Annotated in this window: 17 protein-coding genes; 8 read left to right on the top strand and 9 right to left on the bottom strand. The window is 32.7% G+C overall.

All coding sequences use genetic code 11. The features are described 5' to 3' along the window. The first annotated feature begins 1 nt into the window (after position 1). From C1H87_RS19275 to C1H87_RS19260, 3 genes are all read left to right on the top strand, one after another. Complete coding sequence (locus C1H87_RS19275) at positions 2-994, top strand: SAM-dependent methyltransferase (RefSeq protein WP_102757386.1); 993 nt, start codon at positions 2-4, stop codon at positions 992-994. A gap of 497 nt (positions 995-1491) precedes the next feature. After that, positions 1492-1851: an endonuclease domain-containing protein gene (locus C1H87_RS19270; protein ID WP_102757385.1), complete on the top strand. Its 360-nt coding sequence runs from the start codon at positions 1492-1494 to the stop codon at positions 1849-1851. Between the two features lie 652 nt (positions 1852-2503). Continuing rightward, entirely contained in the window at positions 2504-3103 is a 600-nt protein-coding gene (locus tag C1H87_RS19260; RefSeq protein ID WP_102757383.1) for an aspartyl/asparaginyl beta-hydroxylase domain-containing protein, read from the top strand. Positions 3104-3234: 131 nt separating this feature from the next. Here the strand turns inward: C1H87_RS19260 and C1H87_RS19255 are convergent, their stop codons facing one another. After that, positions 3235-4065 carry a universal stress protein gene (locus tag C1H87_RS19255; protein ID WP_102757382.1) on the bottom strand — a complete coding sequence of 277 codons (831 nt, stop codon included), beginning with the start codon at positions 4063-4065 and terminating at the stop codon, positions 3235-3237. 81 nt (positions 4066-4146) lie between these two features. Continuing rightward, positions 4147-5511 carry an oxygen-independent coproporphyrinogen III oxidase gene (gene hemN, locus C1H87_RS19250; protein WP_102757381.1) on the bottom strand — a complete coding sequence of 455 codons (1365 nt, stop codon included), beginning with the start codon at positions 5509-5511 and terminating at the stop codon, positions 4147-4149. 124 nt (positions 5512-5635) lie between these two features. Here hemN and C1H87_RS19245 point away from each other — a divergent pair, with 124 nt between their 5' ends. Together C1H87_RS19245 and C1H87_RS19240 are read left to right on the top strand one after the other, a co-directional pair. Beyond that, complete coding sequence (locus C1H87_RS19245) at positions 5636-6265, top strand: YceI family protein (RefSeq protein WP_102757380.1); 630 nt, start codon at positions 5636-5638, stop codon at positions 6263-6265. Positions 6266-6399: 134 nt separating this feature from the next. After that, on the top strand, positions 6400-6999 hold the full coding sequence (locus C1H87_RS19240; protein ID WP_102757379.1) for a YdeI/OmpD-associated family protein: 600 nt from the start codon (positions 6400-6402) through the stop codon (positions 6997-6999). A gap of 14 nt (positions 7000-7013) precedes the next feature. On the opposite strand, the gene C1H87_RS19235 is transcribed toward C1H87_RS19240, so the two are convergent. From C1H87_RS19235 to C1H87_RS19205, 7 genes are all read right to left on the bottom strand, one after another. Further along, positions 7014-7697, bottom strand: a complete 684-nt coding sequence (locus tag C1H87_RS19235) for an HAD family hydrolase (RefSeq protein WP_102757378.1) — start codon at positions 7695-7697, stop codon at positions 7014-7016. A gap of 161 nt (positions 7698-7858) precedes the next feature. Next, positions 7859-8671: a hypothetical protein gene (locus tag C1H87_RS19230; RefSeq protein ID WP_102757377.1), complete on the bottom strand. Its 813-nt coding sequence runs from the start codon at positions 8669-8671 to the stop codon at positions 7859-7861. A 405-nt stretch (positions 8672-9076) separates the two neighbouring features. After that, positions 9077-9592, bottom strand: coding sequence for a signal peptidase II (lspA, locus tag C1H87_RS19225; protein WP_102757376.1), 516 nt, complete (start codon positions 9590-9592; stop codon positions 9077-9079). Between the two features lie 338 nt (positions 9593-9930). After that, positions 9931-10641, bottom strand: a complete 711-nt coding sequence (locus C1H87_RS19220; protein WP_102757375.1) for an NADase-type glycan-binding domain-containing protein — start codon at positions 10639-10641, stop codon at positions 9931-9933. Positions 10642-10789: 148 nt separating this feature from the next. After that, entirely contained in the window at positions 10790-10987 is a 198-nt protein-coding gene (locus tag C1H87_RS19215) for a hypothetical protein (RefSeq protein ID WP_102757374.1), read from the bottom strand. A gap of 130 nt (positions 10988-11117) precedes the next feature. Beyond that, positions 11118-11918, bottom strand: coding sequence for a TIGR00266 family protein (locus C1H87_RS19210; protein WP_102757373.1), 801 nt, complete (start codon positions 11916-11918; stop codon positions 11118-11120). A gap of 182 nt (positions 11919-12100) precedes the next feature. Further along, on the bottom strand, positions 12101-12556 hold the full coding sequence (locus C1H87_RS19205; RefSeq protein ID WP_102757372.1) for a DUF4442 domain-containing protein: 456 nt from the start codon (positions 12554-12556) through the stop codon (positions 12101-12103). Between the two features lie 146 nt (positions 12557-12702). Here C1H87_RS19205 and C1H87_RS19200 point away from each other — a divergent pair, with 146 nt between their 5' ends. From C1H87_RS19200 to C1H87_RS19190, 3 genes are all read left to right on the top strand, one after another. Beyond that, positions 12703-13149 (top strand): DUF4870 domain-containing protein, encoded by a 447-nt coding sequence (locus tag C1H87_RS19200; RefSeq protein ID WP_102757371.1) that lies wholly within the window; start codon positions 12703-12705, stop codon positions 13147-13149. A gap of 103 nt (positions 13150-13252) precedes the next feature. Next, positions 13253-13594 carry a PadR family transcriptional regulator gene (locus tag C1H87_RS19195; protein WP_102757370.1) on the top strand — a complete coding sequence of 114 codons (342 nt, stop codon included), beginning with the start codon at positions 13253-13255 and terminating at the stop codon, positions 13592-13594. Further along, positions 13591-15423 carry a PspC domain-containing protein gene (locus tag C1H87_RS19190; RefSeq protein WP_102757369.1) on the top strand — a complete coding sequence of 611 codons (1833 nt, stop codon included), beginning with the start codon at positions 13591-13593 and terminating at the stop codon, positions 15421-15423. The genes C1H87_RS19195 and C1H87_RS19190 overlap by 4 nt, the downstream gene beginning before the upstream one ends. Positions 15424-15478 lie beyond the last annotated feature (55 nt).

Raw genomic sequence — 15478 nt, 5'->3', positions numbered from 1 at the left:
TATGATAAAAAATACAGTTCTTGATATTAAGACCTTATCTTCCTCACTACTAACAAACTCAAGTAATCAAGCTCATGTAGAAAAAACGCTAAACGACATTCATGCGCTTTTTCAGGATATAACAGCGATCACCGGTTATGACGTCAAAATAGAACACCTGGCTGCCGTTCCCACCTCAAAAGGTAAAGCTTTAGGGTTGAATCATGCCGCACAATGTCTATTAGATTATAAAAGAACTGTAAAGTTTTTGCAAGCTGTTGTTACTGCAATTCAAGAAAAACAAAAATTACATCCTGGAGAAACTATTAACATCTTTTATGCCGGATGCGGGCCTTATGCCCCATTCGTGACCTTAGTAGCTCCTCTTTTTAATTCCAATGAAATACAATTTTCTGTATTGGAAATTAATAAAAACTCACTGGAATCTGCTAAAAAACTTATTGATTCGTTAGAATTATCAGACTATGTAAAAGAAACCCATTTAGCCGATGCAGTAACTTTTAAGGTGCCAAATCCGGATGATTTTCATATTCTAATTAGCGAAACATTAGATGCTTTGTTATATCGGGAATGTTATGTTCCTATTTTGTTTAATATGCTTCCTCAATTCAACAAGAACATTACTTTAATTCCTGAAAATGTATGCTTGAATCTGACATTCACCTACAACTTGCCCGAAAAGAATACTGGTAATACAGAATATAGTGCTGGTACAATTTTGGATGTACGGGAAGCTATATCATCCCATAATAACAACACCAACATTCCACCACAATTACCAGATAAAATATTTGATTTAAAATCGATGAATAATTATAAGAGTATGATCATAGACACCGAAGTTCATATTCATAATAATTTAAGATTGACCAGAAGCGAATCTTCTTTAACACTTCCATTTGAAATGGCATTAGAACAGCCTTTCTCAGGCAATGCTATAATTTTCACTTACCATATGGGATATGATATAGAACTGAAATATAGGCTTGAATAGAAAAAATCGATTATTGAGAAACTTTCTAAAACAAAATAATGTTAAATTTAAGCCTCTAAAAATCCCCCTTTCCCCACCAATTTTCTACCAAAACATGAATTCACTCTCCTCTTAAATTCAAGAGAAGAGCAGTTATAGTTAAACTAAGAAGTAAAAGGAAAAAGCATGTTAAGGCAGTTAAAATACAAACAAAACTTGCTCCTCCCTTTAAAAAGGGAGGTGGTCCCGATAACATCGAGATCGGAGGGTTACAAGATATTAGGAGGAATAAAATAAAACTCCTCTTTCTCCCGATTTTCTACCAAAATCGGAATTCATTCTCCTCTTAAATTTAAGAGGAGAGCAATTATAGTTAAACTAAGGGGTAAAAGAAAAAAATATGTTAAGGTAATTAAAACACAAATTGAACTTGCTCCTCCCTTTTAAAAAGGGAGGTGGTCCCGATAACATCGGGATCGGAGGGTTACTGACACTATTAAAAAGTTAAAAACATCATTTTGAAAGAAAGAATACACACATTAAAACATCTAAAAGAAAAAAGAGCTGAATTAAGGAAATCTCTAACACCGGCAGAAGCTTTTTTGTGGAAACATTTAAAATCAAGACAATTTGAAGGAAGACGTTTTACAAGACAACACAGCATAAAAAATTATATTGTAGATTTTTATTGTGCAAAAGAGCGTTTAATAATAGAACTGGATGGAGAAGTTCATAATAATGAGAATGCCAGAGAAAAAGATGAAATCAGAACAAGTTTTTTAGAAAGTTTAGGTTACAAAGTAATCCGATTTGAAAACAAAATGGTTTTTGAAAATTTGGCATCTGTTTTTATGGAGATAAGAGATAGTTTTAGATAAAACTCCTCTTCTCCCGATTTTCTACCAAAATCGAAATTCATTCTCCTCTTAAATTTAAGAGGAGAGCAATTATAGTTAAACCAAGGAGTAAAAGAAAAAAGACATGTTAAGGTAATTAAAACAGAAATAGTATTTGTTCCTCCCTTTTTAAAGGGAGGTGGGTTCCGATGGAATCGGGACTCGGAGGGTTATAGACTATTAAGAAAGTTAAAAATAAAAACTCCTCCTTCTCCCGATTTTCTACCAAAATAGGAATTCATTCTCCTCTTGAATTCAAGAGGAGAGCAGTTATAGTTAAACCAAGGAGTAAAAGAAAAAAGACATGTTAAGGTAATTAAAACACAAACAATACTTGTTCCTCCCTTTAAAAAGGGAGGTGGTCCCGATAACATCGGGATCGGAGGGTTACAAAATATTAGGAGGAATAAAATAAAAACTCCTCTTTCTCCCGATTTTCCACCAAAATCGGAATTCATTCTCCTCTTAAATTTAAGAGGAGAGCAGTTATTGTTAAACTAAGGAGTAAAAGGAAAAAGACATGTTAAGATAATTAAAACAGAAATAGTACTTGCTCCTCCCTTTTTAAAGGGAGGTGGTCCCGATAAAATCGGGATCGGAGGGTTAAACAAATAAAATAATAAAAACAAAACACATGGTAAATCAAGAAGTAAAAACACAAAGCAGCGACCGTATAAAATTGCCTTTTACCTTCGATATAGCTAAAATGCTCGAAGAATGTGAAGCCTTAAAACTAGGACAATTTGAATATTATAATGTAATTCCATTGCGATCGCCTGAACATATTGTAGACCCTTCATTACCATTTCCTCCCCCTGCAGATGACTATGCAGATGGCTCCTGGACAGACTGGTTGGATACACCAGAACTGAAAAAATCACCTTACTTAATGAGTGTGGTTGATTATTTCCGTAAAAATACAACAGTTACCCTGGTTCGATTATTAAGGTTAGCTCCCGGCTCAGTAGTAAAAGAGCATACCGATCCCACCCTGGCATTGGAAGTAGAAAAATCGGTTATCCGGCTTACTATTCCAATTCTAAACAACGATCAGGTGGTATTTTACCTGAATAACACCCCGGTTAACATGCAACCCGGTGAATGTTGGTATTTAAGACTCTCCGACCCTCACAAAATAAACAACCCTGGAGATACAGAGCGTATCAATTTAACCATAGATATGATTCCTAACGATTGGATACGAAAAATAATTGAAGCCAGTGAATTACGATGAAGCGAAATATTTATACCTGTAAACCTTAAAAAAACTTATCTTATAATTCACTAATAAAAAACAGGCGATCCCAAAAGTAAAAAATACCTTAAGACCGCCTGATCACAATAATCAATTTTACTAACTACTAACTATATTTTAAATGTTATCACTGGTAATGTTGAATGATTAGCAACATCTTCACCTACACTTCCTTCGAAGAAATGAGATAACCCTTTTCTACCATGGGTTGGAATGGCAATTAAATCTGCTCCTATTTTAATTGAAGAGCTTAAAATTCCATCTTCAATAGTATAATCAGATGTGTAATAAACATCATCCATTCGGTCTAAATTTCCATCTGCTTTGGTAAAGAAATTAACAGCAAGCTTTTCTATCTCCAATGAGTTTCTAAATTTATCATTTGGTAGATTCACATAAACCAAATACAACTTAGATCCCGTTTCTTCAAACATTTTAACGGCTTTTTTATAGGCGTCAATCGATTCTTCCGAAAAGTCGCAAGCATAGGCAACAATCTCAAAATTAATTTGAGGCACTGTGTTTTTAACTACCAATACGGGAATATCTGCATTTCTAACAACCCGCTCTGTATTAGAGCCAATAAAAAACTCCTTAACGCCACTTGCACCATGCGACCCCATAACAATAAGATCTGCATCATATTTATGCGCAATTTCATTAACCTCGCTAAACACTTTAAAATGTTTAACAATTGGTGTTACTTTAATACCTTCTAAATAATCTTTTTTAAGAAAATCTTCAAACCTCTGCTCTGCTAGTTTTAAAAAATAAATTACTTTTTGTGGATTTTCTCCGCCTGCTGTAAGTACAACTTCAGACATTTCTAGCATATGCAGTGCCAATAACTCTGCATTATTTTTTTTAGCCAACTTAGCAGCTGTGTTTAAAGCATATTCTGAATGTTCAGAAAAATCTACTGGGACAATGATTCTTTTCATGGTTTTTTGTTTTTAGGTTCTTATTTATAATATGGAACTTCTTCGCAAAGCTTAGAGACGTTCCTTTCTTATTTAACTCATTTAAACCGTCATAGAAAACAACTGTGTATCCGGTTGTTTTCTTTGTAACAATAAATCGAAAGCCATACATATGTTTCTAACAAATGGTTGACCCTTTTTAGTCACCTCAATGCTATTTGTTCCTACATTGAGTAATCCGTCTGTCTCCATCTCTTTTAATCGAATTATAACATCTGATAACTCTTCAAAATAGAAATTATTTTGTGTCCAAGTTGTTTTAAAACGACACATTAAATCAAGAATGTGTTTTCTTATAATTAAATCCTCTTCATTAAGGATATGTCCTCTATAAACCGGGATAATATCATGCTTTAATGAATCGTAATACCCTTCAATACTTTTAACATTTTGGGCAAACCCGTACCAACTATCACTAATGGAAGACACGCCTAAACCAATCATAGATTGTGTTTTAGAAGCCGTATATCCCATAAAGTTTCTGTGCAAATTGCCTTGTATCATCGATTCATACAACGAATCCCTAGTTAAGGCAAAATGATCCATACCAATCTCTTTATAACCAACTTCAGAAAGAAGCTGTTTACCCAGTTCGTATTGCTGTCTTTTTAATTCGGCAGGAGGTAAATCGGAATCATTAAATCCGCGTTGTCCGTTTCCTTTAATCCACGGTACATGAGCATAACTGTAAAATGCTAACCTATCTGGTAATAGCTCTTTTGTTTTTAAAATGGTTTCTTTTACATGCTCTAACGTTTGAAAAGGTAATCCAAAAATAATATCATGTCCTACAGAAGTATAACCAATGTCTCTGGCCATGTCTGTAGCTCTTTTAACATTTTCGAAAGGCTGAATTCTGTGTATCGCTTTTTGCACCGTTTCATTATAGTCTTGAACACCATAACTCACTCTTCTAAAACCAACATCGTAAAGCGCTTGCAAATGTTCTCGGGTGGTATTATTGGGGTGCCCCTCAAAACTAAACTCATGGTTATCTGCGAGTATAGATCGCTTTAAAATACCATTAATTAATCGTTGTAAATTTTCCGGACTAAAGAATGTAGGCGTACCACCTCCCAAGTGCAATTCTTTAATAATTGGCTTTTCTTCAAATAATTCCAAATACAAATCCCACTCCTTTAGAACTGCCGTTATATAAGGAGATTCCACACCATGTTGTTTTGTAATACGCTTGTTGCAACCACAAAACGTACACAAAATTTCACAATACGGCAAATGAATATAAAGGCTTATTCCTTCTTCAGAATTGCTTTCTTTAAAAGATTGTATTAATGACGATTTCCATTTTTTTAACGAAAATGTCTCATTGTTCCAATAAGGAACCGTTGGATAACTCGTATAACGAGGCCCCGCAATATTATACTTATTTATTAACGAAATTGACATACCTAACAATTATATTCCAAAAGTATAGCATGTGATGCGTTAAAAATATGACATATGTCATGCCTATATTTGCAATTCGATTATTATTAGTTTAATTTCACGCTGCTAAAACAAATCAAAAAAAATGAAAAGATCTATCACCTTATTAATCGCTATTTTCTTAGGAATAACCTCTTGTAAGCAAGAAAAAAAAGAAACTAAAACAGACGCAGACACCCCTGTTCAAGTAGAATCTACAGAAAAGTTTGTCGTTAAACCAGAAGGTACTTCTGTAAAATGGACGGCCTATAAAACCACAGAAAAGAAAGCTGTTAATGGTGAGTTTGCCGTATTAAAGTTTGAAAACAAAGAAGGAGCAACACCACAGGAGGCTTTAAACAATTTAAGCTTTTCCATTCCTATTAGCAGTCTAATTACAAAAGATGAAACCAGAGATGCCAAATTAAAAGAGTTTTTCTTTGGAGCTATGTTAGACACCGATTTTTTAAAAGGTACTATTAAGTATGAAAACAATGCATGTACTGCTTCAATTACTATGAATGGTGTTACTAACGACTTACCTCTGATAGTTAAAATAACCGACGGTAGACGTGTAAATATGGCTGGATCTATGAATCTTAAAGATTGGAACGCTCTAGGTGCATTAGAATCAATAAACAAAGCTTGCTTAGATTTGCATAAAGGACCTGATGGTGTAAGCAAAACCTGGGAAGATGTGGCTATTGAAGTAAACACATACCTTCGTAAAAACTAATAAGTTAAACAACAACTTATTATTATACATCCCAAGGCTATTCTAAATGATATAATTTTTTAAAAATGATCACGTTATAAGTTGTTTCTTTTTATTAACTTTAAAGACAACACACTTGTATACAAATCATTACAATGAAAAAAATCCACTCTGTTGAAGAATATATTGAGGAAAATGCTCATTATAGCGAGGCACTAAACTTATTACGAGATATTATAAACACAACGGAATGTGTTGAAACGATAAAATGGAGTGCTCCGGTTTACACCATAAACAATAAAAATATTTTAGGTTTAGGTGCCTTTAAAAACCACTTTGGTATTTGGTTTTTTAATGGTGTATTTTTAAAAGATGAACACAACTTATTGTTAAATGCCCAGGAAAACAAGACCAAGGCCTTAAGACAAATGCGCTTTGAATCTATTAACGAAATAGATAAAAATATAGTTCTAAGCTACGTTAAAGAAGCTATTGAAAATCAAAAATTAGGCAAAGAAACAAAACCGGATCGCAGTAAAAAAGAAATGGTTATTCCTAAAGAATTAAAAGATTTATTTGCAAAAAATAAAGATTTAAAAAACAGTTTCGAATTATTAACGCCTTACAAACAACGTGAATATTGCGAATACATAAATAGTGCTAAACGTGAAGCCACCAGACATACACGACTGGAAAAAATCACACCTATGATTTTACAAAATATAGGTTTAAACGATAAGTACAAAAACTGTTAAATATGTTTTTCATTCTATTCGACTGGTATACTCTCTTGAATTAGATTTAGGATTTTATCTGGTTCTCTGTAGTTTTTGATTATTTTTTTAACTCCTGCATTTTTGAGTTTATTATTTCCGTTAAAATCTACCCCAATAAAATTAATTCCCAACACCTTGGTTGCCTTTAAATCCCAAAGCCCGTCGCCAAAATATAAAATGGATTCGTATGCTTTACACTTATTTTTATCTACCGCTTCTTTTATAGCAAGTTCAATAATTTTGGCTCGGTTATAATGATTGCTAGACGATTTAAAAATAAAATCACTTACATTAAACCCTACCGAGCTACACTTTAATTCGGCAGTTTCCTGCCATCCTCCTGTAGCAAAGCCTATTTCAAAATCGGGATTATCTGCAAGCAACTTTATAAAAGACAAGGCCTTGTCAATTTCAGTAAACTCATTTATACTTTTCTTTAGCAAGTTTTTATAATGCTCCTTAATGGTTTCTACTTCTTGCTTTTCAGGCATTCTTTTAAACCATCTTTCAAAAATCTCTATGGTTATCCCTTCATCTGTAACATTATTAAAATCGTTCCAATTTACTTGCGTTAAATCTATTTGAAACAAATCTTTAAATGTTTGCGTAAAACATCTATCGTCTGTATTTACAGAATCCAAAATGGTTCCATCAATATCGAAAATTATCAACTTCATACAATAGCAACTAAAGTTATAAGAGAACGTTGTAATAGACAATCGCTAACTCCAGCATGAAAAATACGTAATTAAAACGACATTAAAATAAGAAACTAGTACCCAATATTATTTAACTTTTATATTGATTAAAACTTGTCACATCATCAAAACAGCACCATTTATTCTGCAAAATAACATTCGAACTTACCGGTTTTTTCACCTTTTAAGCTAGCTAGATCATATTCTATTTGCTCAGCAACCAAATAGTGTTCTGTATGTTCCATATTAGGACAAAAATCTTTAGCCTTTTTATCAGTATCACCCCAATATGTTAACTTTTTTCCATCGTAAGAAGCCACTTTATTTGTATAAGTGCCGAAAACAATTTTACCCAAATCTAAATTTACTACAAATAACCCTCTGGAACCTGAAGATGTCCCCGTATCAACAAAAAGGTAATTATCATAAAGTCCTTGAAAAAATGCAAAGTCATCAAAATTTGAATCAGTAAGGGTGTAAAGTACATCGTTAAAATCCATGGTTACTTTGTCCAGAGAACCATCAAACGCTGGAAAAATACTTATAACATTACCAAACTCTCCGGGAGTGCTTACTATGGCATATTGATCATTGACTACGCATTCTCCACGAAAATTAGCTTCTAAAGACTTGTAATACCTGCAATTATCATTGTTAATATAGCGTTTAGAGTCTTTAAGTGTTATTTTAGACATGGACATTTTGATATGCTTCCATGGTTTTCTGGAAATAACCGAATCTGTAATATTCATATTCGGTAAAATATCTACACCATTTTCCGGAGATCTCCAAAACGGTATTTTTGATGAAGGCTCTCGTTGTGAGGCTTCAACGATTTTTGCGGTTTCCTGTTTATTAGCAAATTGGCATCCATATGCACTAAGCACCAAAACGCAAACAACAATTCTTAATAACACTAATACATTTAAAGTTCGTAAACACGTATTTCTCATATTGATTAAGGGGATAAAGTTTTAATTCGAAGCAAATACTTTTCTATCGACTTGCTTAAGCAAAATTAAATTTAAACACACCTGCTAACAACACCATTTTCAGGGTTAACAATACCCCTGTTTTCAGTTAAACAAGTATTATATTAAGCTAGTTTTGGAAAATCGATAATAGCGAAGTATTTATTATCAATATAAAAACATACTGTGTAAATATTAAACTATCCTATGGAATTTAACGTATACTTTATTACATGCATATATAGAATTAACCATCTTAAGGTATGACATAAAACATCATCTAAATAGTTTTCTTATTGAAGTGGACAATTCTTTATGCAGCAAAGCTTTTAAAGAACATGTATTGCTCTTTATTTTAGGATGCTTTGGCAGTCTTAAGGGTTGTGCTTAAGATTTGGAAAGTGATGGCTTTCGCTTTATGGCAACCAATAATATATTTAACAACACCAATAAACAGCCTATTACAACAGAAACATCGGCCATATTAAAAATAGCTGTTTTAATACCACCATATTCCACATACATAAAATCTGTAACAGAATTGAAAAAAATCCTATCGTATATGTTTCCAATACCACCACCAATAATAAAAGAGAAACCAATTAGGTTTAGTTTAGAAATCATCTTTTCCCTAACAATATAAACGAATAAAAGCAAAAGTACTGTTAGCGGAAAAACTTGTAGAAAAATGATTTTTAAAAATGGAGTTAAATTTCCTCCTAAATTGAGAGCTGCTCCATTATTTTCTACCTTGGTGAGCATAAAACTGTTTCCAATAACTTCAATTACTTCATATTTTGAGATGCTTTCTCTTACTTTATCTTTAGTGATTTGGTCGCAACTTATGTTACTTAATATGAGTAACAAAGAAACAAATACTTTAATAAGCCTTTCCTTTTTCATTATTATACTTTTACAGAATTATAGCGTTTGTTCAAATAAGAAGCGAAGGAAAAGGTAAAAAACACCTTATAATGTACGACCTCTCATAACAAACTTATTTATTTTCGCATACCAAAGCATTATATGGTACTGCTTATTTAAAAGTACAAAATTTCTTTCGTCCGTAAAATGCCTTAAGTCCTTATTTTGTAATATTTAACATTTCTTTTAACCGACTTACTTATATGTATAAGATTATTAAACCTAAAACGATAAATTTCACAAAACTCCTGAGCATAAAGACTAACTAATAAGTTAAATTACAACAGCTTTTCTACCTCGTATTGAATTGTACCCATTCATTGTTTTTTCTCATAATCCTTATAAGATATAGTCTTTATCATTTTAGTATCATCGTGTTGATAAAAACCGATTTCAGAAATACAAGTATCGTTGTATTTTGCATTTGTTGAGTCGACATCTATAATTTCAAATTCAACTATCTCAAATTCTTCAGCCGGCATGTTTTGAAAAAAAATAGAGCTTACATTAACAGAATATATATTAGGAACTATAGAATTAATAGTTGGTTCTTTTGGTATACTAACTATAATTTCACCTAAAAGTTCTCTGGAGTACGCATCATCTTCTATGGTTAAAAACTTTATTTTGAATTTAGATACACGATTGTTTTTATACCAGGTATCCTCTGTATTAAAATATCCTGGGGTAAAGGTAATAACATCGGGATGCGTACCCATATCGAATGAAAATCTAATTTTCTCACCTATACCATTGCCCTTTACACCTTCAACCCATGCTGTTTTTGGATCTTTATCTAGTAAATTAGCTTTTTTATACTTGTTAGTATTACTTTTTAGAGAACTAGAAACATCCACCTTTTTTGGTTTTAAAGGTATTGTTTTATAAACCTCATAAAATGCCCCATCAAAAATGTGGACTTCTTCCATAAATCCGATTTTTGCAACAAAATCTTGAGCGTTTAAAAATTTGAATGGCAACAAAAGACATAGGCTAATAGTTATAAGCAGGGTAATTTTTTTTCTCATTAATATACTTTTAATTAATTGGGACTAGCAGTATAGATAGTATTTTAAGACTCTGTGGTATGGTTGAATTTAAAAAAAATGAGCCCGATATAATACCGAGCTCATTTTATTTGATTTTTTGATTTTTGGGGTTTATTCTATATTTTTCTTATGCTTTTAAATAAATTAAACATTGATCTAATTCGGGGTTTTGCTGTACGAGAGAAAGAATATAAATTTTAAGCTCTTCTATCTCATAAGGAAGTAAACGTTGTACCGCCTTTTGTACCTCTTTGCAAAACAACGTTGTATCAAAACTAACTTTTCTTAGTATAGTTTTGGTATACTCTAGCATTGCTCTTGCCATAATATAAATTAAAGGTTTAGGTTTGTAATAAAAAGTAGACGTTTTTTATAGGCTTTATTGGTTTTCATTATTGAACTCTAAAAATAATGAAAAATTACATAAGTTTTTCTGTTTAATGTAAATTTAACATTTAGAAGCTATTATCTCCATCCAACAAATCTCCTATACCACCTAGAATACTTCCTTCTCCCTTACTTTTTCCACCAGCTCGAGGAGCAGATGCCAAAACGCGCCCAGCCAATCTGCTAAACGGTAACGATTGAATATAAACTGTACCAGGTCCTTGTAACTTTGCAAAGAACAATCCTTCGCCTCCAAAAATGGTGTTTTTAATACCTCCAACAAATTCTACATCATAATCTACACCTTGGGTAAAACCAACGATACATCCTGTATCGACTTTTAAAGTTTCACCAGCCTGTAACTCTTTTTTAGCCATCGTTCCACCCGCATGTACAAATGCCATACCATCGCCTTCCAATTTTTGCATAATGAAACCTTCTCCTCCAAATAACCCTCTTCCTAATTTTTTCGAAAACTCAATACCTACACTAACCCCTTTAGCGGCACATAGAAAAGCGTCTTTCTGACAAATAAACTTTCCGCCATATTCGGTTAAATCAATTGGTAAAATTTTTCCTGGGTATGGTGAAGCAAACGACACATTTCGTTTACCAACCAGGTTATTATAAAAGGCGGTCATAAACAAACTCTCTCCCGTAAGAATACGTTTCCCAGCCCCTAGTATTTTGCCTAAAAACCCGGAATCCTTTTGAGATCCATCTCCAAAAATAGTTTCCATTTTTATACCATCATCCATCATCATAAAACTACCCGCTTCGGCAATAACACCTTCTTCCGGATCGAGTTCTATTTCCACATATTGCATTTCTTCACCATATATTCTATAATCTATTTCGTGTGCTGTCATATCTATAAATTTTACAATTCGATAATAAGTAGTTTAGTTTAATATTTTGTTACACAATCTTTAATAAAGTTTAAAATTCAAAGTTTAAAGTTCAAAACACAAACTCTAACCCTAGAAAACAGACCCTTATCCCTTATCCCTTACCTCTTATCCCTTGAATACTAAATACCGAACACCAAAAACTACCCCTTAACCTTAATACTCCATTCAAAACTAAACGTTGAAACTTCCACCCCTTCTTTATTAACTCCAATAGATTTAGCCCAGACAGTTTGCCCTTCTCCCGTTTCTATAGCTTTTTCTATAGCTTCATCCATAAGTTTACCGTCATGACACGTAAACATTATTCTACCTGTTGCTTTTTTAGTAAAACTGGCCTTATTAGAGGTTACCAACATTGAAATTTTCTTTCCAGATGCCTTAATTTTAGAAATCATTAAAGCTCCAGTTGAAAGTTCCGCTGCCATTCCCTGTACTGCCCAAAACATCGATTTAAATGGGTTCTGGTTTATCCATTTATGCTTCACTGTTACGATACACTTACTAGCATCAATATATTTTGTTCTAACCCCGCAAAAATATGCTGATGGCAATTTAAACATTGTGAAAGTGTTGAATTTCCTTGGTGTTATGTTCATTTTAAAGGGTTTATTTTTTACTAAGTTATAAAATTATTGACAATCCATATTATGTTAATATTTTGTTAAATTTAAGTACTATGCGTAACATAATACCTTCTTTTAGACATATATTTGCATAAGAAACTATTATATGTTTTAGAATCATGTTAGATAATCATCAAAAAAACATCGCCACTTTTATTCATTTATCAACCTTTAGCAGGTTTATAATTCCATTCGGAAACTTTATAGGTCCCATTGTTCTATGGATTGCGAATAAAGAGAAATCCGAGTTTGTTGACGCGCATGGTAAGCAAGCCATTAATTTTCAAATTAGCATTTTATTATATGCCATAATTATAGGTACGCTTACTGTTCCTTTTTTCATTTTCAAAATCTTTGATGGTATCGACTTTATAGATTTACATGGATTCGACAATTTTCATATTAACATTGGCGAGCCCTCCCCATTATTTTATATTGGAGGTGGATTAGGGTTCCTTGCCGTAATAGGTTTTATATTGGAACTCATTTTTATTATCAATGCTAGTTTAAAGGCAAGAGATGGCGAACTATATAATTATCCGTTAACTATAAATTTTATAAAATAGATAAACCTCAAATCTAACAAAACATTTAGCCGAAGTTTCGGTTTTCATCAAATCAAATCAATCAAAAAATGAACAGTTTCATAATATTAAAACGCTTTAGACTATGAAGATAGAAAACACAAAAGCGCAAATGCGCAAAGGTGTGTTAGAATTTTGCATACTTTCTGTATTGAAAGATGACGATGCGTATGTTGCAGAAATTCTAAGTACACTTAAAGACGCAAAGCTACTCGTAGTAGAAGGTACTATTTACCCTTTACTCACACGACTTAAAAATGCGGGACTCTTAAACTACAGATGGGAAGAATCTACATCTGGACCACCAAGAAAATACTATGGTTTAACAGAAACAGGGAAACTATTTTTAAAGGAGTTAAGTACAACCTGGAGCGAACTACAAAATGCAGTGAATATAGTAACAAGCCAAAAAACAACAAAAAAATGAATAAAACTGTCAATATAAATTTAGCTGGTATATTCTTCCACATCGATGAAGATGCATACCTAAAATTACAACGCTATCTTGAGGCTATAAAACGTTCATTTACAGATTCTCAAGGCCGCTCTGAAATTATAGCAGACATAGAGGCTCGTATCGCAGAACTTTTTAACGAGCGTGTTCAAAATAACAAAGAAGTTATACGCATTAAGGAAGTAGACGAAATTATTTCAATTATGGGGCAACCAGAAGATTATTTGGTTGACGATGAAATATTTGAAGATGAACCTCAAGCGGCTTACCAACCCAAATCGGCTCCAATTAAAAAGCTATATAGAGATGTAGACAACTCCTATGTAGGTGGTGTATCGTCTGGTTTAGGTCATTATTTTGGTGTTGAAGCTGTATGGGTTCGTTTGGCCTGGATTATATTATTTAGTGCTGCCGGAACAGGTGTTCTTCTATACATTTTATTATGGATTTTAGTACCTGAAGCTAAAACCACTGCCGAAAAAATAATGATGACGGGAGAACCTGTTAACATTAGTAATATTGAAAAAAAGATTAAAGATGGTTTTGAAAATGTAACCGATGTCGCAAAAAATGTAACTGATACGGTTGGGGCCGCTGCAAAAAACGTATCAGACTCAGTGTCCAGCGCAGCGAAAAATGTAGATTTTAAAAAGCAGGGAAGTAAGATAAAATCAAGCTCTAAAACGTTTTTCGATACCTTGGGAGAAGTCATTATGTTCTTCTTAAAGATTTTTGCAAAGTTTATAGGTGTTATCTTAATGTTTATAGGAGCCGTAACCATTATAGCTTTAATTATCACGTTGTTTTCTTTAGGTGTAGTAGACTTTATACATATTCCGGGCGTTGATCTTGATCTGGTAGATACTGTTAATGCCGGAAATACTCCTGTATGGTTGGCCTCCTTATTTACTTTCTTTGCTGTTGGTATCCCTTTCTTTTTCCTATTCTATTTGGGTTTAAAAATACTTATAAACAACTTAAAATCGATTGGTAACATTGCTAAGTTCACATTACTGGGCTTGTGGTTAATTTCCATTATAGGATTAGTAGTTATAGGTGTAAGACAAGCCAGCGAACATGCCTTTGACGAGCACGTGATCGTAAAGCAAGAATTAAACATAAAGGCTAACGATACCATAAAAATTAAAATGCTGGAAAGTGAGTTCTATGCGAATAGCTATTACAGAAATCATGATTTTAAAGTTATAAATGGCGAAAATGGAGAACCAACTATTTATAGATCGGATATTAGAGTACTTGTTAAATCAACTACCGACTCTATAGCTAAAATAGGTATAGAGAAAAGTGCCGATGGGAGAAGTTATGAAAAAGCGATTGAACGTGCTAAAAATATAAACTACAACTACGCTTTTAACGGAAATGAGTTATTGCTAGACTCCTATTTAACAACATCTGCTGAAAACAAATATAGTGATCAAGAAGTTTTTGTAAAACTCTATTTACCAGAGGGAAGCATAGTTAACTTTAATACGAATACAAAATCATTTCTAAATCATAGAACTTATAATGGGAATATTGTAACATCTGCAGATGCCGATCACTATTTGTTAATCACAGAAGATGGCATTACATGTTTAGACTGTCCTGTTGAAGAACCTTATAAAGTTGATATCGATGTTCACGATGAAGATTCTGTTGTTAAACTTGACAGTACAGGTTTAGAGATAAAAGACGCCGATGTTAATATAAAAATTAATAAAAAAGGGGTTTCTGGTGAAGATGACGACATAGAAGTTAAAATAGATTCAGACGGTATTAATATAAAATCAAAAGACGAATAACAATTCATCATTAAAAACAAACAGTTCAGATATCTTAATTACTAATCAACAATCA

The organism is Flavivirga eckloniae (genome assembly GCF_002886045.1).
In the GTDB taxonomy this organism is placed as follows: domain Bacteria; phylum Bacteroidota; class Bacteroidia; order Flavobacteriales; family Flavobacteriaceae; genus Flavivirga; species Flavivirga eckloniae.
The sequence above is the reverse complement of the archived record's forward strand: the minus strand, read 5'-3'. Positions and strand labels throughout refer to the sequence as shown.

Bases quoted from the DNA above. Each gene is read 5' to 3' on its own strand.
- C1H87_RS19275 (WP_102757386.1), top strand. From the start codon at position 2: ATGATAAAAAATACAGTTCTTGATATTAAGACCTTATCTTCCTCACTA.
- C1H87_RS19260 (WP_102757383.1), top strand. From the start codon at position 2,504: ATGGTAAATCAAGAAGTAAAAACACAAAGCAGCGACCGTATAAAATTG.
- C1H87_RS19255 (WP_102757382.1), bottom strand. From the start codon at position 4,065: ATGAAAAGAATCATTGTCCCAGTAGATTTTTCTGAACATTCAGAATAT.
- hemN (WP_102757381.1), bottom strand. From the start codon at position 5,511: ATGTCAATTTCGTTAATAAATAAGTATAATATTGCGGGGCCTCGTTAT.
- C1H87_RS19245 (WP_102757380.1), top strand. From the start codon at position 5,636: ATGAAAAGATCTATCACCTTATTAATCGCTATTTTCTTAGGAATAACC.
- C1H87_RS19240 (WP_102757379.1), top strand. From the start codon at position 6,400: ATGAAAAAAATCCACTCTGTTGAAGAATATATTGAGGAAAATGCTCAT.
- C1H87_RS19235 (WP_102757378.1), bottom strand. From the start codon at position 7,697: ATGAAGTTGATAATTTTCGATATTGATGGAACCATTTTGGATTCTGTA.
- C1H87_RS19230 (WP_102757377.1), bottom strand. From the start codon at position 8,671: ATGAGAAATACGTGTTTACGAACTTTAAATGTATTAGTGTTATTAAGA.
- lspA (WP_102757376.1), bottom strand. From the start codon at position 9,592: ATGAAAAAGGAAAGGCTTATTAAAGTATTTGTTTCTTTGTTACTCATA.
- C1H87_RS19220 (WP_102757375.1), bottom strand. From the start codon at position 10,641: ATGAGAAAAAAAATTACCCTGCTTATAACTATTAGCCTATGTCTTTTG.
- C1H87_RS19215 (WP_102757374.1), bottom strand. From the start codon at position 10,987: ATGGCAAGAGCAATGCTAGAGTATACCAAAACTATACTAAGAAAAGTT.
- C1H87_RS19210 (WP_102757373.1), bottom strand. From the start codon at position 11,918: ATGACAGCACACGAAATAGATTATAGAATATATGGTGAAGAAATGCAA.
- C1H87_RS19205 (WP_102757372.1), bottom strand. From the start codon at position 12,556: ATGAACATAACACCAAGGAAATTCAACACTTTCACAATGTTTAAATTG.
- C1H87_RS19200 (WP_102757371.1), top strand. From the start codon at position 12,703: ATGTTAGATAATCATCAAAAAAACATCGCCACTTTTATTCATTTATCA.
- C1H87_RS19195 (WP_102757370.1), top strand. From the start codon at position 13,253: ATGAAGATAGAAAACACAAAAGCGCAAATGCGCAAAGGTGTGTTAGAA.
- C1H87_RS19190 (WP_102757369.1), top strand. From the start codon at position 13,591: ATGAATAAAACTGTCAATATAAATTTAGCTGGTATATTCTTCCACATC.